This window comes from Streptomyces sp. SudanB182_2057, assembly GCF_964272715.1.
Taxonomy (GTDB): domain Bacteria; phylum Actinomycetota; class Actinomycetes; order Streptomycetales; family Streptomycetaceae; genus Streptomyces; species Streptomyces rubradiris.
This window is the reverse complement of the sequence record NZ_OZ186798.1, coordinates 1,930,357-1,951,147: the sequence shown is the minus strand read 5'-3', so window position 1 is coordinate 1,951,147 and position 20,791 is coordinate 1,930,357. Positions and strand designations below refer to the sequence as shown.

Annotated in this window: 19 protein-coding genes and 1 pseudogene; 10 read left to right on the top strand and 10 right to left on the bottom strand. The window is 73.2% G+C overall.

Features of this window, described 5'->3' with window-relative positions; all coding sequences use genetic code 11:
- Positions 1 to 50: 50 nt before the first annotated feature.
- Positions 51 to 907 (bottom strand): annotated as a pseudogene (locus ACSURM_RS08220) (TIM barrel protein).
- Positions 908 to 1,056: 149 nt separating this feature from the next.
- Between ACSURM_RS08220 and ACSURM_RS08215 the strand changes: the two are divergent.
- The 8 genes from ACSURM_RS08215 (at position 1,057) to ACSURM_RS08180 (ending at position 8,264) form a co-directional block, all read left to right on the top strand.
- Positions 1,057 to 1,320: a hypothetical protein gene (locus ACSURM_RS08215; RefSeq protein WP_037700656.1), complete on the top strand. Its 264-nt coding sequence runs from the start codon at positions 1,057 to 1,059 to the stop codon at positions 1,318 to 1,320.
- Positions 1,321 to 1,367: 47 nt separating this feature from the next.
- The gene (locus ACSURM_RS08210; protein ID WP_436960991.1) at positions 1,368 to 1,679 is read left to right on the top strand and encodes a helix-turn-helix domain-containing protein; all 312 of its coding nucleotides are present in this window, start codon (positions 1,368 to 1,370) and stop codon (positions 1,677 to 1,679) included.
- 152 nt (positions 1,680 to 1,831) lie between these two features.
- A complete protein-coding gene (gene uraD / locus ACSURM_RS08205) occupies positions 1,832 to 2,344 on the top strand; it encodes a 2-oxo-4-hydroxy-4-carboxy-5-ureidoimidazoline decarboxylase (RefSeq protein ID WP_436954307.1) in 513 nt (170 codons plus the stop codon).
- Between the two features lie 4 nt (positions 2,345 to 2,348).
- On the top strand, positions 2,349 to 2,741 hold the full coding sequence (gene uraH, locus ACSURM_RS08200) for a hydroxyisourate hydrolase (RefSeq protein WP_436954306.1): 393 nt from the start codon (positions 2,349 to 2,351) through the stop codon (positions 2,739 to 2,741).
- Positions 2,742 to 2,745: 4 nt separating this feature from the next.
- On the top strand, positions 2,746 to 3,669 hold the full coding sequence (gene pucL, locus ACSURM_RS08195) for a factor-independent urate hydroxylase (RefSeq protein ID WP_436954305.1): 924 nt from the start codon (positions 2,746 to 2,748) through the stop codon (positions 3,667 to 3,669).
- 64 nt (positions 3,670 to 3,733) lie between these two features.
- Complete coding sequence (locus tag ACSURM_RS08190) at positions 3,734 to 5,146, top strand: nucleobase:cation symporter-2 family protein (protein ID WP_436954304.1); 1,413 nt, start codon at positions 3,734 to 3,736, stop codon at positions 5,144 to 5,146.
- Positions 5,147 to 5,215: 69 nt separating this feature from the next.
- Positions 5,216 to 6,601 carry an 8-oxoguanine deaminase gene (locus ACSURM_RS08185; protein WP_436954303.1) on the top strand — a complete coding sequence of 462 codons (1,386 nt, stop codon included), beginning with the start codon at positions 5,216 to 5,218 and terminating at the stop codon, positions 6,599 to 6,601.
- A 295-nt stretch (positions 6,602 to 6,896) separates the two neighbouring features.
- Positions 6,897 to 8,264: a nucleobase:cation symporter-2 family protein gene (locus ACSURM_RS08180; protein WP_436954302.1), complete on the top strand. Its 1,368-nt coding sequence runs from the start codon at positions 6,897 to 6,899 to the stop codon at positions 8,262 to 8,264.
- A gap of 98 nt (positions 8,265 to 8,362) precedes the next feature.
- On the opposite strand, the gene ACSURM_RS08175 is transcribed toward ACSURM_RS08180, so the two are convergent.
- The 6 genes from ACSURM_RS08175 to ACSURM_RS08150 all read right to left on the bottom strand — a co-directional run bounded on the left by ACSURM_RS08175 (position 8,363) and on the right by ACSURM_RS08150 (position 14,336).
- Positions 8,363 to 8,785, bottom strand: coding sequence for an acyl-CoA thioesterase (locus ACSURM_RS08175; protein ID WP_436954301.1), 423 nt, complete (start codon positions 8,783 to 8,785; stop codon positions 8,363 to 8,365).
- 133 nt (positions 8,786 to 8,918) lie between these two features.
- A complete protein-coding gene (locus ACSURM_RS08170) occupies positions 8,919 to 9,539 on the bottom strand; it encodes a hypothetical protein (protein WP_436954300.1) in 621 nt (206 codons plus the stop codon).
- Positions 9,540 to 9,689: 150 nt separating this feature from the next.
- A complete protein-coding gene (locus ACSURM_RS08165) occupies positions 9,690 to 10,289 on the bottom strand; it encodes a histidine phosphatase family protein (protein WP_436954299.1) in 600 nt (199 codons plus the stop codon).
- Between the two features lie 78 nt (positions 10,290 to 10,367).
- Entirely contained in the window at positions 10,368 to 10,997 is a 630-nt protein-coding gene (locus ACSURM_RS08160; protein ID WP_436954298.1) for a DUF4232 domain-containing protein, read from the bottom strand.
- A 28-nt stretch (positions 10,998 to 11,025) separates the two neighbouring features.
- Positions 11,026 to 12,930: a trypsin-like serine peptidase gene (locus tag ACSURM_RS08155; RefSeq protein ID WP_436954297.1), complete on the bottom strand. Its 1,905-nt coding sequence runs from the start codon at positions 12,928 to 12,930 to the stop codon at positions 11,026 to 11,028.
- 197 nt (positions 12,931 to 13,127) lie between these two features.
- Positions 13,128 to 14,336, bottom strand: coding sequence for a pyridoxal phosphate-dependent aminotransferase (locus ACSURM_RS08150; RefSeq protein ID WP_436954296.1), 1,209 nt, complete (start codon positions 14,334 to 14,336; stop codon positions 13,128 to 13,130).
- An 81-nt stretch (positions 14,337 to 14,417) separates the two neighbouring features.
- Between ACSURM_RS08150 and ACSURM_RS08145 the strand changes: the two genes are divergently transcribed.
- Positions 14,418 to 15,044, top strand: coding sequence for a winged helix-turn-helix transcriptional regulator (locus tag ACSURM_RS08145; RefSeq protein ID WP_436954295.1), 627 nt, complete (start codon positions 14,418 to 14,420; stop codon positions 15,042 to 15,044).
- 82 nt (positions 15,045 to 15,126) lie between these two features.
- On the opposite strand, the gene ACSURM_RS08140 is transcribed toward ACSURM_RS08145, so the two are convergent.
- From ACSURM_RS08140 to ACSURM_RS08130, 3 genes are all read right to left on the bottom strand, one after another.
- Positions 15,127 to 15,924 carry a hypothetical protein gene (locus ACSURM_RS08140; RefSeq protein ID WP_436954294.1) on the bottom strand — a complete coding sequence of 266 codons (798 nt, stop codon included), beginning with the start codon at positions 15,922 to 15,924 and terminating at the stop codon, positions 15,127 to 15,129.
- A complete protein-coding gene (locus tag ACSURM_RS08135) occupies positions 15,924 to 17,186 on the bottom strand; it encodes a VWA domain-containing protein (protein WP_436954293.1) in 1,263 nt (420 codons plus the stop codon). The genes ACSURM_RS08140 and ACSURM_RS08135 overlap by 1 nt, the downstream gene beginning before the upstream one ends.
- Positions 17,187 to 17,278: 92 nt before the next feature.
- Positions 17,279 to 18,847 (bottom strand): IucA/IucC family protein, encoded by a 1,569-nt coding sequence (locus ACSURM_RS08130; RefSeq protein ID WP_436960989.1) that lies wholly within the window; start codon positions 18,845 to 18,847, stop codon positions 17,279 to 17,281.
- Positions 18,848 to 19,133: 286 nt separating this feature from the next.
- On the opposite strand from ACSURM_RS08130, the gene ACSURM_RS08125 reads away from it, so the two are divergent.
- Positions 19,134 to 20,732 (top strand): IucA/IucC family protein, encoded by a 1,599-nt coding sequence (locus tag ACSURM_RS08125; protein ID WP_436954292.1) that lies wholly within the window; start codon positions 19,134 to 19,136, stop codon positions 20,730 to 20,732.
- The last annotated feature ends 59 nt before the right edge of the window (positions 20,733 to 20,791 follow it).

Here is a 20,791-nt window from a genome sequence, read left to right as displayed (position 1 = left end):
CTGCGGCGGTACGTCTGTGAAGGGGGCGGCCGATGTGCGGGGCCGGCGGCTCAGCGGGCCGCGCGGGCCTCACGCGGGAGCCAGTCGAACGCCTCGGCGCTCGGGCGGTCGCCCGGCTTGTACTCCAGGCCGACCCAGCCGTCGTAACCGGCCTTCCTCAGCCGGCCGAGCAGCTCCTGGAGCGGGAGCGAGCCGGTGCCGGGGGCGCCGCGGCCGGGGTTGTCGGCGATCTGCACGTGCCCGGTCTTCGCCGCGTAGGCGTCGATGACCGCGGGCAGGTCCTCGCCGTTCATGGACAGGTGGTACAGGTCCATCAGGAACTTGGCGTTCCGAGGCCCGTCGTCGCGTTCACCTTGTCGACGACCTCCACCGCGGCCGGCGCCGACACCAGCGGGTACAGCGGCGACTCGGGCTTGTTCAGCGCCTCGATCAGCAGGATGGCGCCGATCCGGTCGGCCGCCCGGGCCGCGAGGGCGAGGTTCTCCAGGGCGAGCGCGTCCTGCTCGGCCGGGTCCACGCCCTCGACGCGGTTGCCGTACAGCGCGTTGAGCGCCGTGCAGCCGAGGGAGGCCGCGAAGTCGGCGGCCACGTCGATGTTGGCGCGGAACTTCTCCGACTCCTCGCCCGGCAGCGACAGGGCGCCGCGGTCCGGGCCCGGCAGCTGCCCGGCGTAGAAGTTCAGGCCCGTGAGACGGACCCCCGCGTCCTCGATCGCCTTCTTCAGGGCGTCCAGCTCGGACCGGGCCGGAGTGGGGGAGTCGATCCAGGGCCACCACAGCTCGACCGCGGAGAAGCCCGCCGCGGCGGCGGCCGCGGGGCGCTCCAGGAGCGGGAGTTCCGTGAAGAGGATCGACAGGTTGACGTTGAAGCGCTGGTCTGCGGCGGTGCTCCACTCGAAACCTGGCATTCGGGCCGCGCTCCCTTCCGTTGGTCGAGATTCCGTATTACGGAAGTTCGTTTCTGCGTAATGGAAGATTGCCGTCGGGTGTCGCCGGTTGTCAAGGGGTGTCCGCAAGAGCCGCCCGCCAGGGGCGCCCCGCGCGTTAGGTTGGCCGGGTGCGATTGAGAGTGGAGTTCACGACCGAGCCCTTCGACCTGGACGAAGCGCCCGCGCACGCCCTGGTGGCGCGCGAGGTCATCGAGACCGCCGAGCTGGACGCCGTGGACGTCGGACCGTTCGGCAACACCGCCGAGGGCGGCGCCGACCGCGTGCTCGGCGCGGTGGACGCGCTGCTGCGCAAGGCCCTCCAGGCCGGTGCCACCCGGGTCTCGCTCCAGGTCAACGTGATCGGCGACGAGGCTCGGGAGGGTGATAGGTGACCGGGGACGAGCCCTTCATCGCGGCGGTGAAGCCGCTGGTCGACGCCATGGGCGGGACGATGCTCCCGCCCGACGAGGCCGGCCCCGAGGACGTCGTCCTGGCCTGGGAGGGCGCCGACGTCGTCGCCGTGCGCCTGCCCCAGCTCGCCGACTCCCTCGACCACATCCTGGCCGCCATGGAGCGCAAGGAGGGCCGGCCGCTGTCCGATCTGGACCGCAAGGCCAAGCAGGAGGTCGTGCGGATCCTGGAGGCGCGCGGCGCGTTCGCCGTGCGGCACGGGGTCGAGACCGTGGCGGGCGCACTGGGCGTCAGCCGCTTCACGGTCTACAACTACCTCAACCGCGAGAAGGGCCTCTGACCGGGGCGGGAGTGGGGGCGCAAGGGCCGTTCGGTCCCCAACCCGGCTTGTTACGCGGAATTTTCAACAAACTGTTGACGTGGTGTTTCCGAGGGCGTTAGCTATCCGCAGCCCGTTCAGCACAACGGCCCGAAGCGGCCACGGAGGCTCCCGTGACTACCACTTCCACGCCCCCGGGCCTGTCCCGGTTCAACGATCTGGAGGAGCGCGAGGCCCTCGCGGCCCTCCTCGAGGCGTGCGCCTCCACCGAGTGGGCCCGGCGACTGCTCGCCGCCCGCCCGTACGCCACCCCGGAGGACCTGTACACCGCCAGCGACGCCGTCATGGCGGAGCTGACCGCCGCGGACCTGGCGGAGGCGATGGCCGGACACCCGCCGATCGGGCGGCCCAAGCCCGGCGACCCGACCTCCGCCCGCGAACAGCGCGGCATGGCCGGTGCCTCCGAGGAGCTCAAGGCGGAGATGCTCGAACTCAACCTGGCCTACCAGGAGAAGTTCGGGCATGTCTTCCTCATCTGCGCCACCGGCCGGACCGGCGAGCAGATGCGCGACGCGGTCAAGGAGCGGATCGGCAACTCGCCCGAGCAGGAGCGGGAGATCGTCCGCACCGAGCTGGGCAAGATCAACCGCATCCGACTGGCCCGACTCGTCGAAGAGGACGCCTGACACCATGAGCACCAGCACCACCGCCTCCGTGTCCACGCACATCCTGGACACATCGATCGGCCGCCCCGCCGAGGGCGTCGCCGTCCACCTCTCCGCCCGCTCGGGGCGCGAGGCGGACTGGCAGGCGCTGGGCGGTTCGGCGACCGACGCCGACGGCCGGTGCAAGGACCTGCCGGCCCTGCCGGAAGGGACCACCCACGTACGGCTGGACTTCTCCGTCGAGCCGTACTTCGAGAAGAAGCAAGCCGATGCGCAGCAGGACGCCCCCGCGAATCGGGACAGCGGTGCCGTGTTCTTCCCCGAGGTGGCGATCACCTTCGCCGTGGTGCCCGGGGAGCACTACCACGTACCGCTGCTGCTCAACCCGTTCGGCTACTCCGTTTACCGAGGGAGCTAGCTACATGCCGACCATCCTGGGACAGAACCAGTACGGCAAGGCCGAGAACCGAGTCGTCAAGATCACGCGGGACGGCGCCACCCATCACATCAAGGACCTCAACGTCTCCATCGCGCTGAGCGGCGACATGGAAGAGGTCCACTACTCGGGCTCCAACGCCAACGTCCTGCCGACCGACACCACCAAGAACACGGTGTTCGCGTTCGCCAAGGAATTCGGCATCGAGTCCGCCGAGCAGTTCGGCATCCACCTCGCCCGGCACTTCGTCACCACCCAGGAGCCGATCCACAAGGCGCGCATCCGCATCGAGGAGTACGCCTGGGAGCGGATCGAGACCTCGGACGCCAACAGCAAGTTCATCGGCGCGGACGACGTCAAGCACTCCTTCGTCCGCAAGGGCCAGGAGGTACGCCTCACCCAGATCACCTACGACGGTGAGAAGTGGGAGGTCATCTCCGGTCTGAAGGACCTGGTCGTGATGAACTCGACCAACTCCGAGTTCTGGGGCTACGTCAAGGACAAGTACACCACCCTCCAGGAGGCGTACGACCGCATCCTCGCCACCCAGGTCTCCGGCCGCTGGCGGTTCAACTGGACCGACGACGCGCAGAAGATGCCCAACTGGGAGAAGTCCTACGAGCAGGTCAAGAAGCACATGCTGCACGCCTTCGCCGAGACCTACTCGCTCTCGCTCCAGCAGACGATGTACCAGATGGGCTCGCGCATCATCAACAACCGCAGCGAGATCGACGAGGTCCGCTTCTCGCTGCCCAACAAGCACCACTTCCTCGTGGACCTGGAGCCGTTCGGACTCAAGAACGACAACGAGGTCTACTTCGCCGCCGACCGCCCCTACGGCCTCATCGAGGCCACGATTCTGCGGGACGGCTGTGAGGCCCGTATCCCGGTCGACATGACCAACCTCTGACGCGGGACGCCCGCCCCCGGCCCGGCCTGACGGGCCGGGGGCGCGCTACACCGGAGGGAACAAAATGGCACAGCCTGCAAAGGGGCCGGCGAAAGCCCCGTGTTCCACCCCGCCGGTGCACATGATGGACGCCGTCACGTCCGTGCACCCGGTGGACGAGAAGCTCCACCCCACGCGGCTCGTCCCCGCCGCGCTCCAGCACATCGCCGCTATGTACGCGGGCGTTGTCACTCCTCCGCTCATCATCGGTCAGGCCTGCGGGCTCGACATCGGGGCCCGTACCCGGCTCATCGCCGCGAGCCTGCTCATCGCGGGTATCGCGACCATCCTGCAGACCATCGGCGTCAAGGGCTTCGTCGGCAACCGGCTGCCCTTCGTCAACGCCGCCTCCTCCGCCGGCATCGCCCCCATCCTCGCGATCGCCGAGACCAACGGCAACGGGCACCAACTCCCCGCGATCTACGGCGCGGTGATGGTGGCCGGCGCCTTCTGCCTGGTACTCGGACCGTTCTTCGGCCGACTGCTGCGCTTCTTCCCGCCCCTGGTCACCGGCGTGGTCATCACCCTGATCGGCGTCACGCTGATGCCCGTCCCGGTGGGCTGGGCACAAGGCGGCGACAAGACCGCCACCGACTTCGGCGACATGCGCTATCTGGCGCTCGCCGGGTTCACCCTCGCCGTCATCCTGCTGATCCAGCGCTTCGGCCGGGGCTTCGTCAAACAGGTCGCCCTGCTGTTCGGACTGCTCATCGGCACCCTGGCCGCGATCCCCTTCGGAATGGCCGACTTCAGCGGCATCAAGTCCGCGCCCGTGGCCGCACTGCCCACCCCGTTCGCCTTCGGCTCCCCGGAGTTCCAGCCCGCCGCGATCCTCTCGCTGTGCATCGTGATGCTGGTGCTGATGACCGAGTCCAGCGCCGGCATGCTCGCCCTCGGCGAGATCTGCGACCGCCGCGCGGATGCGAAGACCATCACCCGGGGCCTGCGCACCGACGGCCTCGCCACCCTGATCGGGCCCGTCTTCGGCGGCTTCCCCACCTCCGCCTTCGCCCAGAACGTCGGTGTCGTCTCGCTCACCCGGGTGCGCAGCCGGTACGTCGTCGCCGTCGCCGGCGGCAGCCTGATCGTCCTCGGCGCCTTCCCGGTCCTCGGCGCGGTCGTCTCCCTGGTCCCCATGCCGGTGCTCGGCGGCGCGGGCATCGTCCTCTTCGGCTCCATCGCCGTCAGCGGCATCCGCACGCTCTCCGAGGCGGGCCTGGACGACAGCTCCAACATCATCCTGGTGGCCGTGGCACTCGGCGCCGGCATCATCCCGCTGGCCGCGCCGACCTTCTACGCCGACTTCCCGGCGTGGGCGCAGACCGTGCTCGGCTCCGGCATCAGCGCCGGCGCGCTCGTCGCCGTCCTGCTGAACCTGTTCTTCCACCATCTCGGCACCCGGCGCCGACAGGCGGCCCCGGCACTCGAATCCTCCTAGGGTCCTGCCGTGCCCACCCCGTGGATCCCCCCTGGTCCACGGGCCGCCATTCGAAAGACAAGGAAGCAGATGGCACCCTCGGCAGCCCAGCGCGTCGTCATCGAGAACTGCGCGATCGCGACCGTGGACGCGGATGACACCGAGTACGCCTCCGGGTACCTCGTCCTCGCCGGCAACCGGATCGAGGCGGTCGGCTCGGGCGAGGCCCCCGGGCGACTGGAGAACGTGGTGCGCCGGATCGACGGGCGCGGCCACCTGGCCACCCCCGGTCTGGTCAACACCCACCACCACTTCTACCAGTGGATCACCCGGGGCCTGGCCACCGACCACAACCTGTTCGACTGGCTGGTCGCGCTCTACCCGGTCTGGGCACGGATCGACGAGCGGATGACGTACGCGGCGGCGCGGGGCTCCCTCGCCATGATGGCCCGGGGCGGTGTCACCACCGCCATGGACCACCACTACGTCTACCCGCGCGGCTCCGGCGACCTGTCCGGCTCGATCATCCGGGCCGCCGCCGAGACCGGCGTGCGCTTCACGCTGGCCCGCGGCTCGATGGACCGCGGCGCGAAGGACGGCGGGCTGCCCCCGGACTTCGCCGTGGAGACGCTCCAGGATGCGCTCCGGGCGACCGAGGAGACCGTCGAGCGGTACCACGACGCCTCCTTCGACGCCATGACCCAGGTGGCGGTCGCACCCTGCTCCCCGTTCTCGGTCTCCACCGAACTCCTGCGCGAGGCCGCCGAGTTGGCGCGCCGGCTGGGGGTGCGGCTGCACACCCACGGCTCGGAGACGGTGGAGGAGGAGAAGTTCTGCCACGAGCTGTTCGGCATGGGCCCCACCGACTACTTCGAGTCCACCGGCTGGCTCGGTGAGGACGTGTGGATGGCGCACTGCGTCCACATGAACGAGTCCGACATCCGGGCCTTCGCCCGCACCGGGACCGGTGTCGCCCACTGCCCCTCGTCCAACGCCCGCCTCGCCGCCGGCATCGCCCGCGTCCCCGACATGCTGAGGGCCGGCGTCCCGGTCGGCCTGGGCGTCGACGGCACCGCCTCCAACGAGTCCGGCGAACTCCACACCGAGCTGCGCAACGCCCTGCTGATCAACCGGCTCGGCGCGCACCGCGAGGCCGCGCTGAACGCCCGTCAGGCGCTGCGCCTCGGCACCTACGGCGGCGCCCAGGTCCTCGGCCGGGCCGCGCAGATCGGCTCGCTGGAGCCCGGCAAGCTGGCCGACGTGGTGCTGTGGAAGATGGACACCCTCGCGCACGCCTCCATCACCGACCCGGTGACCGCGCTGGTCTTCGGCGCGCCCGCCCCGGTCACCGCGTCGTTCGTCAACGGCCGGCAGATCGTCGCGGACGGCCGCCTGCTGACCGCCGACGAGGACGCCATCGCCGTCAGCACCCGCGAGGAGGCCCGGCGCCTGGCCCGGATCGCCGCTCAGGACTGAGCGGCGGCCCATCCCCAAGACTCCGGCCGGGAGGGACGGCTCCCGGCCGGGACCCGTGGATCCGAGCGGGATCCACGGTGATGCCGTCTCCGGGGCGCGTGTGGACGCACGCCCCCGGAGACGGTCCGCCCCCACACATGCCGTCACGCTCGACACACCCCCACGCCGCCCCACACCCCCACACACTCGTCACCGCTCGTTTTCGCCACCCCCCTGCGAGGGTCCCGCACGACCCCGCACCACCTCCATGAAACCCACGTCGACGATGACGTGTCACCCGCCCGGAGGAGCCGCCGTGGCCGCCCATCCCGTAGACGAGAAACTCCCCGCCCTGAAAATGGCGACCAGCGGACTGCAGCACGTGGCCGCCATGTACGCCGGTGTCGTCGCACCCCCGCTCATCGTCGGCGCGGCCATCGGCCTCAGCGCGACCGAGCTGACCTTCCTCACCGGCGCCTGCCTGTTCACCGCCGGCCTCGCCACCTTCCTCCAGACGCTCGGCATCTGGAAGATCGGCGCCCGGCTGCCCTTCGTCAACGGCGTCACCTTCGCCGGTGTCGCCCCCATGACCGCGGTCGTCGCCGCCACCGAGGACAAGTCCGACGCCCTGCCGATCATTTTCGGCGCGGTCATCGTGGCCGGTCTCCTCGGCTTCGTCGCCGCTCCCTTCTTCAGCAAGGCGATCCGCTTCTTCCCGCCGGTCGTCACCGGCTCCGTCATCACCCTGATCGGCGTCTCCCTGCTCCCCGTCGCCTTCGGCTGGGCCCAGGGGCCCGATCCCCGGGCCGGCGACTACGGCTCGACCACCTACCTCACCCTGGCCGGCCTCACCCTGCTGATCGTCCTGCTGCTGCGCCGCTTCACCCGGGGCTTCGTCAAGCAGATCGCCGTGCTGATCGGCCTGGTCGTCGGCACGCTCGTCGCGATCCCGTTCGGCGTCACGGACTTCGGCCCGGTCGCCGACGCCGACGTGGTCGGCTTCCCCACCCCGTTCCACTTCGGCGCCCCCCAGTTCCAGCTCGCCGCGATCCTCTCCCTGTGCGTGGTCATGGTGGTCTCCATGACCGAGTCGACCGCCGACATGCTGGCCCTCGGCGAGATCGTCGAACGGCCCGCCGACGAGAAGACCATCGCGGCCGGCCTGCGCGCCGACACCCTCGGGTCCGCGCTCAGCCCGCTGTTCAACGGCTTCATGTGCAGCGCCTTCGCCCAGAACATCGGGCTGGTCGCGATGACCCGGATCCGCAGCCGGTACGTCGTCGCGACCGGCGGCGGCTTCCTGGTCCTGATGGGCCTGTGTCCGATGGCCGCCTCGCTCATCGCGGTCGTGCCCCGGCCGGTCCTCGGCGGCGCCGGCATCGTGCTGTTCGGCTCGGTCGCCGCGAGCGGCATCCAGACCCTGGTCCGGGCCGGCCTGGACAAGGACAACAACGTTCTGATCGTGGCCGTGTCCCTGGCGGTCGGCATCATCCCGATCACCGCGCCGGAGTTCTACCACTCCTTCCCGGAGACCGCGAAGATCGTCCTGGACTCGGGCATCTCGACCGGCTGTGTCACGGCCGTGGTGCTCAACCTCCTCTTCAACCACCTCGGCAAGGGCCGCGAGGCCCAGGACGTCACCCATCCCATGGAGTCGGGGGAGGAGATCGCCGCCGTCCGCTGACACCGGGCGCCGGGCCGCCACCGGCATGGGCACCGGCCGCCGAACCGGCCGGGGGAGACGGGACACCGTCACCCCCGGCCCCTTCTCGTGCCCGGGGGCTACAGGCCGAACAGGCCGGGGTCCGTCGCCAGTTCCTTGAGCACCGCGCGCGGGTCGGCGACCAGCTTGCGCTCGGTGAGGTTCATGATGCCGCCCACCGCGGTGATCTCCGCCGCGAGCGTGCCGTCGGTCTTGCGTATCTCCTGCCGGATCCGGAACGTCTTGCCGTCGCCCCACTCGAAGGCGCACGTCACGTCGACCTCGTCGCCGGCGAGCAGCTCCCGCCGGAAGCCGATGGTCGTCTCCAGGGCCACCGGGCCCACGCCCCGGCCCACCAGCCGGGCCTGGCTGATCCCGGCGGCCTGGAGCAACGACCAGCGGGCGTGCTCGGCGTAGTTGAGGTACACCGACTGGTTGAGGTGTCCCTGGGTGTCGGTCTCGTAGCCGCGGACGGTCACCCGGACGGAAAACGGTTCGGCCACTGCGTGCCCTTCTCGTGTGCGGTGCTCGGACGTTGGGTTCCTGCGGTGGTTCGGTTCTGTGGCTGTTCGGTGCCGCGACGGCCGGTTCCGCGGCCGTCGGGTGCCGCGCCGTCGGCTGATCCTGACATGACGGTCACACGCGGCGCGGCGAGGCCAGCAGGAAGCGGGCCCTCGTCCTGGGCTCGGTGTACTCGCCCGCCTGCCAGCCGGCCTCCTGAAGCGTCGCCGCACAGGCCGCCAGCGCCGCGGGGTCCGGCGCGTACACCGCGACCGCCTCCGGCTGCGGGGTCGCCCGGACCCGGTACCCGTCCGCGTCCCCGCCCGCCGGACGGTGCCCGGCCGCCTCCAGCGCCAGCGCCGCGGCCCGCACCAGATGCGTCCGCTCCCAGCCGCACGGCCGGTCCACGGCGCCGTCCGGATTAGTCATCCTGCGCAGCTCCAGCAGCCCCTGCCAGGCGCTGTGCACCTCGCGGAGCCGGGCCGGGCCGGACACCGGCGGCTCCGCCTCGCCACCGGTCCGGGCCGTGAACACCCCGGTGTCCGGCGCGGACTCGGCCCGCGGCCCGGGTATCGCCTCGCGGACGCGATGGCCGGCCGGGGTGAGGAAGTGGTCGTGCGGCGGCCGGGGGTGCCGGAAGGCCAGGCCCCGCTTCACCAGCGCCGCGAGCTGGGCGGGCGTACCGCGCAGCCGGCCGGTGACCGGATCGGCGGCCTCGATCACCCGCCGCTGCGCGGCGGTCGGCGGTCGGGTCATGGGCTGCTCCTTCCGACACCGCTGACTGGGCGGCCCCGCCCGCACGGACGGCCACCGGGCCTGTCGTACGGCCCCAGTCGAAGAGTACGACCGGGCTCTGACAACGGCCGGTGCGCGGCGGGGCGCCGCCTGGTGCTCGCGGGGCCGCCGCTACTCCGGGGGCCGGATGTTCCAGCCCGCCAGGACGGGGCGGCCGTGTTCCGTGCCGAGGCGGCAGAGCGCTCCCGTCGCGAGCTGGAAGAGGGCGCCGTACCGGGGCGACAGGCCCAGGCGGCGGGCGGTGAGGACGCGGAGGAAGTGGCCGTGCGCGATCAGTACGACGACCCCCTCGGTGTTGGCGAGCGCGGCGTCGGCCTTGGCCAGCATCCGGTCGGCGCGCTCCCCGACCTGCTCGGGACTCTCGCCCGGACGGTCCGGGGGGCCGGGCGCGACCCCGTCGGTGAACAGGAACCAGCCCGGCCGGCTCCGCTGGATCTCCGGCGTGGTCACGCCCTCGTACCCGCCGTAGTCCCACTCGCACAGGTCGGCGTCGACCCGCGCGTCCGGGACGCCGATCAGCTCGGCGGTCTCGCGCGCCCGCTGGAGGGGGCTGACGAAGGCCGCCCCGATCCGGTGCGAGCGGATCAGCGGGACCAGCCGGCGCGCCTCGTCCCGCCCGCGCTCGGTGAGCGGTACGTCGGTCCGGCCGGTGTGCCGCCCGGACCGCGACCACTCGGTCTCCCCGTGCCGGACGAGAAAGAGGTCACCCATGACGGCACGGTCCCACAGGGCCGCCGCCGCCCGCAGGACGGACTGCGCCAGACGGCGTTCCCCGGCGTCCCGCCGCCGTCAGGTTCCGTCCCCCGCACGGCGTGGCGGGGCCATGGCGATGGTCTCCCCGCACGCGTCGAGCACGGCCGCCTTCCCGTGCCCGTCCGTGACCGGGACGACCGTGCCGTGGGTGTCGTGCGGCGCCGTGACGACGGCCTCGTGCTGCCGTACGCACCAGGTGCCCGCGCCCGGCGTGCCGCGGCGGGTGTAGCGGAGGTCCACGGTGACGGCGGCGTGGCCGGGCAGGGCGACGGCCGCGGGCCGTCCGGAACCGGCGCCCTCGATGCCGTCGGCCTTGCCGTTGTGGAGCGCCAGGCCCGGGTACCCCGCGAACACGCAGTCCCCGGCACCCTTGTTGACGGCGGTGAGGCGCGCCCCGGACCGGTCGCCTTCCCGCTCGGCGCCGTCGGCACCGTGGACACCGTCGCCGTCGAGCAGCGACAGCGTCCAGGACAGCGCGGCGGTCCGGCAGGGCGGTGCGGTGGCGTCCGGCGTGGCGGTCGTGGCGGTGCCCGGTGTGGCGGTCGTGGTGGTGCCCGGTGTGGCGGTCGTGGTGGTGGCGCAGGCCGTCAGCGTCAGACCGGCCGCGAGCGCGAGGCCGGCCGTGAGCACGGCGCGGCGGCCGGCCGGTCGGGTGGTGGCGGGCATCGTTCCCCCTGGAAGTGCCGTGGTGCGGTCAGGTGCCGGGGTGGACCAGCGTGTACTCGGTGCCGAGGGCCTTGGTGCCGGTGTCGGCGTACAGCGTGACCTCCCCGTCGGACCAGCACACGACGAGGTCGTCGGCCGGGCCGTCGTGGCGGAAGGCGCCGGCGCTCAGCACCCGCGCCCGCTGCCACAGGCTGTTCGGGCCGCGCACCCGGTACTTGGCGCCGGGTCCCGCGGCCGAGGTGCCGGCGTAGGTGTCGAGCGCCCCGTCCGCCCAGCGCACCAGCAGGTCCCCGGCGGCCGTACCGCCGAAGTCGCCGCCGGTCAGCAGGGCCGCCTTGGTCCAGGCGCCGCCCGCGGGAAGGAGCCGGGTGCCGGTGCCGAGGCCGCCGGTGCCCACCCGCGGGTACAGGGAGAGCCCGCCGTCGGCCCAGCGGACCAGCAGGCCGGTGCCCCCGTCGGCCCGGAACGCCCCGGCGGTGAACTGGGCGGCGTTCTTCCACGATGAGCCGGGCGCCGCCATCCGGATCTCCCGGCCGAGGCCCGAGGGACCGGGCTGCGGGTAGAGGGTGACCTCGCCGTCGGACCAGCGCACCAGCAGCCCCGCCCGCCGGCCACCGCCGAAGGTGCCGCCGGCCACGGTACGGGCGTGGGTCCAGGTCGAGTTGGCCGGCCGCAGCCGCTTCTCCGCCCCGAAACCGCCCTTGCCGTCGCCCGGGTGGAGGGTGACTCCGCCGTCGGACCACACCACCAGCAGATCGCCGTGCCGGTCGCCGGTGTACTCGCCCGGCGCCGTGAAAGCGGCCTTGCGCCAGCGCCCCGCGCCGCCCGGCAGGCTGCCGCTCAGGCCCCGGTACGGGGGCAGGTCGGCGGGCGGGGCCTTGTCGGCGACGGCGCGGGCGAGGAGGTTCGCGGCGTCGGCGCCGAACGCGGTGGCGTAGCTGATGTAGTCCACGTTGGCGTCGTTGCCGCCGCCGTTGTAGCCGCCGAGGTTGCCGATGACGTGGCCGGTGCGGGCGTCGTCCTTGTAGTCGGTGATCCACGGGCTGCCGGACACCCCGCCGTAGTAGCCGCCGCAGGTCATCGACAGCTGCCGGTAGCCGCGCAACTGGCTGGTGGGAACGGTGCACTTGACCGCGCGTCCGGCCCCGTTGTGCCGGTGGGAGGGGTAGCCGACGACGGTGACGCCCCGGTGGGTGTAGCCGGCGGGCCGGGTGAAGGTCAGCCCGCCGCCCACCGCGTCCTGGAGGGACGTGCCCCACTGGTTGGCCGAGACCCGGGCGAACGCGGTGTCCAGGTCGGACGCGGCCTTCTTGGTGGTGGAGGAGCCCCGGTCGGGCACGTAGCGCGGGTCGATGAAGACCCGCTGGATGTGGAAGATGCCGTACGGCTGCCGGTCCGGGGCCGCGCCCTTCACGAACTTCGGGACGAAGACGAAGTCGCCCGTCATGCCCCGCGCGCAGTGGGCCGCGGTGAGCACGATGTTCCGTGCCTTGGTGTCGATGACGCTGCCGGTGCAGTGCCAGGTGGTGCCGCGCGGACCGTCGGAGCCGAAGAACGTGCCGACCAGCCGGGTGCCCTGGAACAGGGTCCCCTTCGGCCGGGCCGCCGCGGCCGCCCCGGACGGCTGCGCCGTCCGCTCCTGCCGCAGCGCGTCGAGCGGCTGGGCGGCGGCCATGCGCTCGGCGGTCCAGAACCGCGCCGCCTGCCGCGCCTCCTGCCCGGCGGCGGGCGTGGGCGCCCCGGCGGGTGCGGGCGCCTCGGCGGGTGCGGGCGCCTCGGCGTGCGCGGCCGGTACCGCGAGCGCGGTCAGCGCCGCGCAGAGCAGGGCGACGACCGCTTCGCGTCCGCCGCGCGCGGAGGCTCGTGCGGGCGAGTCCGGTCTTCCGGATGAGTCCGGATGCGCGCGGGAGTCCGGATCACGGTACGAGAACACTGCTGCTTCCCCCCTGGTCGATGGAGCGGACCGGGGCGCGGCGGTGCGGTGTGCCGGGGTGCGGCGCTGGTCGGGCGCGCACCGAGGGCTCGTCGCGGAGGTCCCCCGATCATGCGCGGTGATCTTCGCACAAGCGAGCGAAACGGGCCAACCCGCCCGCCCGCAACGGCTTTCCGCTGTCGCCCCTGACCGGCTTTCTACTGCCGGTACCCGGCGAGGAACCTGCCGATCCGGCCGATGGCCGCCTCCAAGTCCTCCGCGTGCGGCAGGGTCAGGATGCGGAAGTGGTCGGGGGCGGGCCAGTTGAAGCCCGTGCCCTGGACCACCTGGATCTTCTCGCGCAGCAGCAGGTCCAGGACGAACTTCTCGTCGTCGTGGATCGGGTGCACCTTCGGGTCGATGCGCGGGAAGGCGTACAGCGCGCCCTTGGGCTTGACGCAGGACACGCCGGGGATCTCGTTGAGCTTCTCCCAGGCCACGCTCCGCTGTTCGTGCAACCGGCCGCCGGGCCGGGTCAGTTCGCGGATGGACTGGCGTCCGCCGAGCGCGGCCTGGATGGCGTACTGCGCGGGCGCGTTGGCGCACAGCCGCATGGAGGCCAGCATGGTCAGGCCCTCCAGATAATCCTTGGCGTGCTGCTTGGGCCCGGTGACCACCAGCCAGCCGGAGCGGAAACCCGCCACCCGGTAGGTCTTGGACAGCCCGCAGAAGGTGAGGACGACCAGGTCGGGGGCGAGCGCGGCGGCCGAGTGGTGCACGGCGTCGTCGTACAGGATCTGGTCGTAGATCTCGTCGGCGAACACCATCAGGCCGTGCCGGCGGGCGAGATCGAGGATGCCCTCGACGATCTCCTTCGGATAGACCGCGCCCGTCGGGTTGTTGGGGTTGATGATGACCACGGCCTTGGTGCGGTCGGTGATCTTCGCCGCCATGTCGGCCAGGTCGGGGTTCCAGTCGGCCTGTTCGTCGCACAGGTAGTGCACGGCCTTGCCGCCGGCCAGCGTGGTGGCGGCCGTCCACAGCGGGAAGTCCGGCGCGGGGATGAGGATCTCGTCGCCGTCCTCGACCAGCGCCTGGACCGCCATGGAGACCAGTTCCGAGACCCCGTTGCCCAGGAAGACGTCGTCCACGTCGACTTCCAGGCCCAGGGTCTGGTAGCGCTGGGCGACCGCGCGACGGGCGGAGAGGACGCCCCGGGAGTCGGTGTAGCCGTGCGCCCGGGGCAGCATCCGGATCATGTCCTGGAGGATCTCCTCCGGCGCCTCGAAGCCGAAGGCCGCGGGGTTGCCGGTGTTCAGGCGCAGCACGCTGTGCCCCGCCTCCTCCAGCGCGTTGGCGTGCTCGATCACCGGGCCGCGGATCTCGTAGCACACCTCGCTGAGCTTGTTGGACTGCCGGAACTCCATGGGCCCCTCCGGAAACTCGTGTTGCTTGGTTTTACCAAGTGAGAGCTTGGAAAGTCCAACAACGCGTCTACACTGCGTCGCATGTCACCTCGCCGAAGCTACGACCAGTACTGTTCCGCAGCCCGCGCCCTCGACCTGGTCGGCGACCGCTGGACCCTGCTGATCGTGCGGGAGCTGCTCGCCGGTCCCCGCCGCTACACGGACCTGCACGCGGACCTGCCCGGCGTGAGCACGGACGTACTCGCCTCACGGCTGAAGGAGATGGAACGCGACGGCCTCACCACCCGGCGCCGGCTGCCCCCGCCGGGCGCCGCGTACGTGTACGAACTCACGCCTCGCGGCCGTGAGTTGCTGCCGGTCCTCCAGGCGCTCGGCACCTGGGGCGCGCGGGAACTGGGCGAGCGCAGGCCCACCGACGCCGTGCGGGCACACTGGTTCGCGCTGCCGCTGCTGCGCGCGCTGGAGGGCGAGGGCGTTCTCGAAGTGAACCTGGAGGAGGGGGATTTCCACCTCCATGTCGGCGCCGAGGAGGGTCCGGTCTACGGCGACGGGCCCGCCCCCGGCCCGGCCGACGCGCGCCTGGTGATGGACGCGGCGACCTGCGAGGCCGTCGCCCGCGGCGAACTGGCGCTGCCGGACGCGGTACGGGACGGGCGGGTGACGGTGACCGGGGAGGGCACGCTCGCCAAGGCGCTGCGCGAGGCGTGACGCGGGCAGCGGCGGCCGGGACGACACACACGAAGGCCCGCCGGATCGGCGGGCCTTCACGGGTTCTCGGGGGTGTTGCGGCTCAGGCGCCCGGCGGCACCCGGGACGGCCGCCCCGACCCGCGCGTCAGCGCGTAGCCGCCGATGCCGGCGAGCGCGGCCAGCACACCGCCGATCCCGGTCCACACCCAGCGGTCCGACCACCAGCCGGACGACCAGCCGTCGCGGCCGAAGCTGGACAGCACGGCCTCCTTCGAACCGTCCTCGTCCTGCGCGGACTTGACGGCGATGCCCGGGACGAGCGGCTTGCCCAGCGAGCCGTCGACCGCCGCCGCGCCGCCGATGTCCTTGGAGTCGACCCGCACTTCGGCGCCGACCGGCTGGCCGAGGTCGGAGTCGGCGAGGTCCACCACCGTCAGCCGGATGTAGTACGTACCCGGCAGCGGGTCATTGGCCCACGGCTCCGACCAGCCGCGCACCGTACGCAGCACACAGGCCAGTTCGACGGAACCGGCGTCCGGCGCGGCGGTGCGCGACTGGGCGCCGTACTGGCAGGCCTGGCGGCGCCGCAGCCCGTCGTACACGTCGAGCTGCCAGGTCTCGGCGCCGTGCCGGGCCGGGAGCTTCACCGTCGCCTTCACGGTGGGGCGCTGCCCGGTGTCCGCGGGGAAGGACCAGTACAGGTAGTCGCCGGTGGAGCCGGAGGCGGTGGCCCGCTCGCCCTGCTCGATCTCCGCCGCCGTACGGAACGAGGTGCCCGCCCGAGTGGGCGCGTCGTCGTCCGCCGAGGCGCCCGGCGAGGGCGAGGAGTCGGCGGCGGCCGGCCCGGCGGCCAGCCCCAGCGCCAGCAGCGCGGCGCCCAGCACGCGTGTGATCCGCATCAGTTCGTCCTCCAGACCGAGATCCGCCAGCGCGACAGCCAGCCCCACAGCAGACCCGCGAGGAAGCCGGCCAGCACCAGGGCGCCGAGCAGCCACCAGCCACGGCCGAGACCGAAGGCGGCCACGTCGTGGTGGCCCGACGGGCCGTCCACCACGTCGATGGTCAGCTCCAGCGGCAGACCCGGCGTGGTCTTCACGCCCGAGGCCGCCGAGAAGGACTGGGTGATCTGGAGACACACCGTCTCCGCGGGCGCCGAGTCGTCGTCGCCGTCCCGCTTCGGGTAGCGCAGACCGGTGGAGATGACGTCCGTACGGCCGGTGCCCGCGGCCTCGCCGCGCACGATCTCCCGGCCGTGCGCGGTCACCGCCCGCAGCAGCACCCCGTAGTGGGGGTTCACGGCCCGGTCGTCCGCCACGCTCACCGAGGCCCGCAGCTCCTGGCCGGGCTCGACGTCCACCTTGTACCAGCGCTGCTGCCCGAACTCCTCGCGGTCGGTGTAGAGACCGGACTTGAGGACGGGGGCCTTCTCGCACCGGTCGGCGCCCTCGGTGGCGACCGGGGTCACCACCGGATCCGCCGCCCGGTCCACCAACTGGCCGACCCGGTCCCTCAGTTCGTCCTTGTGCCGGACGTCGGTGTAGGTACCGCCGGTGGCGTCCGCGATGCAGCTGAGCTGCGCCCGGGTCTTGGCGTCGGGCACCAGGCCGAGGGTGTCGATGGTCAGGCCGATGCCCTTGGCCGCTATCTCCCGGGCCACCACGCACGGGTCGAGCGGCTGGCAGGTGTCCTCGCCGTCACTGATCAGCACGATACGGCGGGTGCCGTTGCCGCCGTCCAGATCGTCCGCCGCCTTCAGCAGCGCGGGCCCGATCGGGGTCCAGCCGGTGGGCGACAGCGTGGCCACGGCCGCCTTCGCGTCGGTCCGGTCCAGCGGGCCGACCGGGTACAGGCTCGCGGTGTCCTTGCAGCCCTCCTTGCGGTCGTTGCCGCGGTAATTGGCGCCGAGCGTACGGATACCGAGCCGGACCTCCTCGGGCGTCGCGTCCAGCACCTCGTTGAACGCCTGCTTCGCCGCGGCCATCCGGGTGCCGCCGTCGATGTCCCGGGCCCGCATGGAACCACTGACGTCCAGCACGAGTTCGACCTTCGGAGCGTCCCGCTCCGTCTCGTCGGCGACCGCGCCGGAGGGGAACGCGATCCCGGCGGTCAGGGCGGCGAACAGAGCACAGACTCCCACCGCCAGCCGTTTTCTTCTGATCATCGCCGGATCTTATTGACCGGACGCGCCGGACTCCAAAACGCCGGGCGGGAGCGGACGGTGGGCGCGGGAGGCGAGGAGAGCGGGCGCCGTGGTCAACGCCGTTGCCCGTCGGCCGGCCCGGCACCGACGCGGAGCGCCGGCGACCGCGGCTGCGGCAGCTCCGTCCAGAGGTCCCCCGTACCGGCGGGGGACAGCCGCATCAGCGTCAGCGCCTTCGCGGGGAGCGGGGCCTCGCGCAGGGCGGGCAGGTCCGCGGTGGGGGAAAGGCCCGGGAGGACTGACTCCAGGGCGGTGGCCAGGGCGTGGGCGGAGCCCGCCGTGCCGGCCAGGGCACCGCACAGCAGGGAGCCGAAGAGCTTGCGGCGCAGGGCCGTGGGATCGTCGGTGACGAGGCGGCCGGTGAGGGCGGGCGGGGTGATGCCGTGCCGGGACAGCCGGGCGGGGCTGATACGGACGTCGGCCAGATCCCGGTAGACCAGCCGCACCGGAGCACCGTCCGCCGCCAGCACCACCAGCAGGTTCTGGCCGTGCGCCTCCAGCGCCACGCCCAGCTCCAGCAGCCGCAGGCCCACCGTGAGCGCCAGCCGCGTGAACTCGGCCAGCCAGCCCGGGCGTCCGGGCAGCGACGTGGTGGCGAGCGCGGCCACCGGAACCACCCGCTCACCCGGCCCCGCGTACCCCTCCGGCGGCTCCCGCAGCAGCGCGGCCAGGTCGGGGGAGTGCGCGGTGACCGCCCCGAGCGTGCGGGTCAGGTGCAGCAGCCCGTCGGCGCGCGCCACCAACTCGTCGGCGAAGGCGGACAGCGGCGCCGCCGCCCGCACCGAGTAGGCGGAGATGTCCCGCACCGACGACGTCAGCCGGGCACTCAGCGCCGTCTTCACATGCGGACCACCGGGCAGCGCCAGCGTACGCAGTGACATCAGCGGCCGGGCCGGGCGCCACGCGTCGTACGACCGCTTGAGCACATGCGCGGCCTGCCAGGGATGCACCGGCAGCAACAGCCGCCCGCCGTCCCGGAGTTCCTCCGGCCACCGCCCGGACACCAGGCAGTCGGCCGCCGGTACCGGCATCGTGCCCAGCTCCACCACCGGACCGTGCTCCGGGCCGTACGCCAGCTGCTCCGCCACCGAGAACCCGGGCCGGGACCGGCATCCCGGGTGGAACGGGTGCCCGTCGGTCACCCGCCGCTCCCACTCCCAGTCCTCCACCGGGCCTTCGGCCGAGGCGCCCGCCACCGGCCACTCCGCCGGCTCCCGTCGCACCGCCGCGGCCCGGGACAGCGCCAGCGACGCCACGCTGTGCGCGAGTTCCGCCACGAACCCGGCCGCGCCCGGCCCCCCGAGCGCGTCCATCAACCGCGCCGGATCGTCGTACCGCTCCCGGTCCAGGCGCACGGCGGCGACGTACGCGGCGGTGGCGTACGGGTCCGCGTGCGGCCCGCGCAGCCGCCGCCCGTCGGACAGGCGCACCACGAGCCCGTGCGCCCCCGACTCCCGGCCGGCGACGAACGGCAGCGGCTCGTACGCCAGCGCCCGCCACAGCCGGGTCAGCACGGCGGCCCGCGCGCCGGGCAGCTCCGCCGTGTAACGGGGCAGCAGTCCGGGCCGGACGGAGGCCAGTTCCTCGGCGATCACGGACTCGGCGGCGGAAGCAGGGCGCACGGTCGGCTCCTGGGGTAGACGGGGCACGGCACGATTGTCGGGGACCAGCGGGTACGACGGTGCCGGGAACGCCCGAGTACGGCGGCGCGGGGCGCGGCCGGAACGGCCGTGGTGGGGCCGTTCGGGTACGGCGATGTCGGTATCCCCGCGTACAGCAGGAGTGGGGGCCGCCGGGCACGGCAGGGGTGGGGCCGTCGGGCACGGCAGCCATACTGATCGTCCCCGGCTTCCCGCCGACGCGCCCCGCGTGCGCCGGGACGACCGTGGGCCCCTGGACGACGGACGAATGGAACGCGTGGACCTCACACCCCCCACCGGCGAGGCCGGCCGCCTGGCCGACGCGTACGCGGCAGCGCCCCTGCTCAACTGCCTGCTGCGGGAGGTGGCCGTGCCGCTCCCGGACGACGGTGACCGCCGGGCGCACCAGCCGCCGGACGCCGGACAGCGCATGCCGCCCCGGCCGTCGGCCGCCGGAGACCGCACGGCGCACCGGCCGCCGGACGTGGGTGACCGCCGGGTGCACCGGCTGCCGGACGGCCGGCTGCTCCGGGTGCGCGCCGGGCGCCGGCCCGCCGACCCGGAGTTGTACGCGGCCGGTGCCTGGCACCGGATCGGCCACCCGGAACTGGTCAAACTGGTCGCGGAGGTGCTGCGCCGGGACACCGGGCTGCCCGGCGGCGACCTGCCCGCCGAGATGATCGACAGCCGGGACGCGGTCGCCGCCCTGCTCACCGCCCGCGCCCGGGCCATACCCCCCGCGGACCCGTACCTGCGCTCCGAGCAGTCCCTGCTCACCGGCCACCCCTACCACCCGGCCCCCAAGGCGCGCGGCGGCGGCCCGGTCGCGTCCTGGCTGCCGTACGCCCCCGAGGCACACGCCCGTTTCCCGCTGGCGCTGCTCGGCGTCCGCGAGGACCAGGTGGCGGAGGAGGGCGACACCGGCGCCCTGGACGCCCTCGGCACCGCCCCGCCCGGCTACCGGCTGCTGCCCGCCCACCCCTGGCAACTCGACCTGGTCGCCCGCGAACTTGCCCCCGCCTTCGCCGACGGCCGGCTGCTGCGGCTCGGCACCACCGCGTTCCCCCTCTGGCCGACGGCCGCCGTCCGCACGGTGTACGAGCCCCACCGCGACCTGTTCCTGAAGTTCAGCCTGGACGTGCGCATCACCAACGACATCCGCCGGCTGTGGCGCCACGACCTGCGCCGGCTGCGCCGTACCGACACCGCCGCCCGGCGTGCCTTCGCGGCGATGGGCCCGCCCGCGGCCTGGCTGAGCGACCGCGGCTACCGCACCGCCGCCTTCGCCTTCGAGGAACTGGCCGTACTGGTCCGCGACGGGCTGCGCGGCCACCTCCTGCCGGGCGCCACCCCGTTGCTCGCGGCGGGCCTCGCCGAGGGCTTCGAGGGCAGCCCGCTGGCCGCCACCGACGACCCGGCCCGCTGGTGGGAGGCGTATCTACGGCAGGTCGTGCCGCCCGCCCTGACCGCGTTCGGCACCCACGGGGTGGTCCTGGAGGCCCATCTGCAGAACACCCTGGTCGCCGTGGACGCGGCGGGCACACCCGTGCAGGCCCTGTTCCGGGACGCCGAGGGCGCGAAGCTGCTGCCGGACGTGAGCCGCGCGGCGGGCTGGGAACGGCTGGTGTACTGCCTGGTCGTCAACCACCTCACCGAGATCGCCGGCGCCCTCGCCGACCACCGTCCCGGTTACGACCCGTGGCCCGCCGTGCGCCGCGAACTCGCCCGCCACGACCTGCCCGAGATCCCCGCGCTGCTCACCGCGCCTACCCTGCCCGGCAAGACCAACCTGCTGCTGCGCTGGACGGCGGCGGACGGCGCGGACGCCCGCTACCTGCCGCTGCCCAACCCGCTGGCGGGCGACTGACGCCGGTTCCGGCGGCGGGTTCCGGCGGGGCACGGCACGGGAGGCGGGGGCCGCCGCCT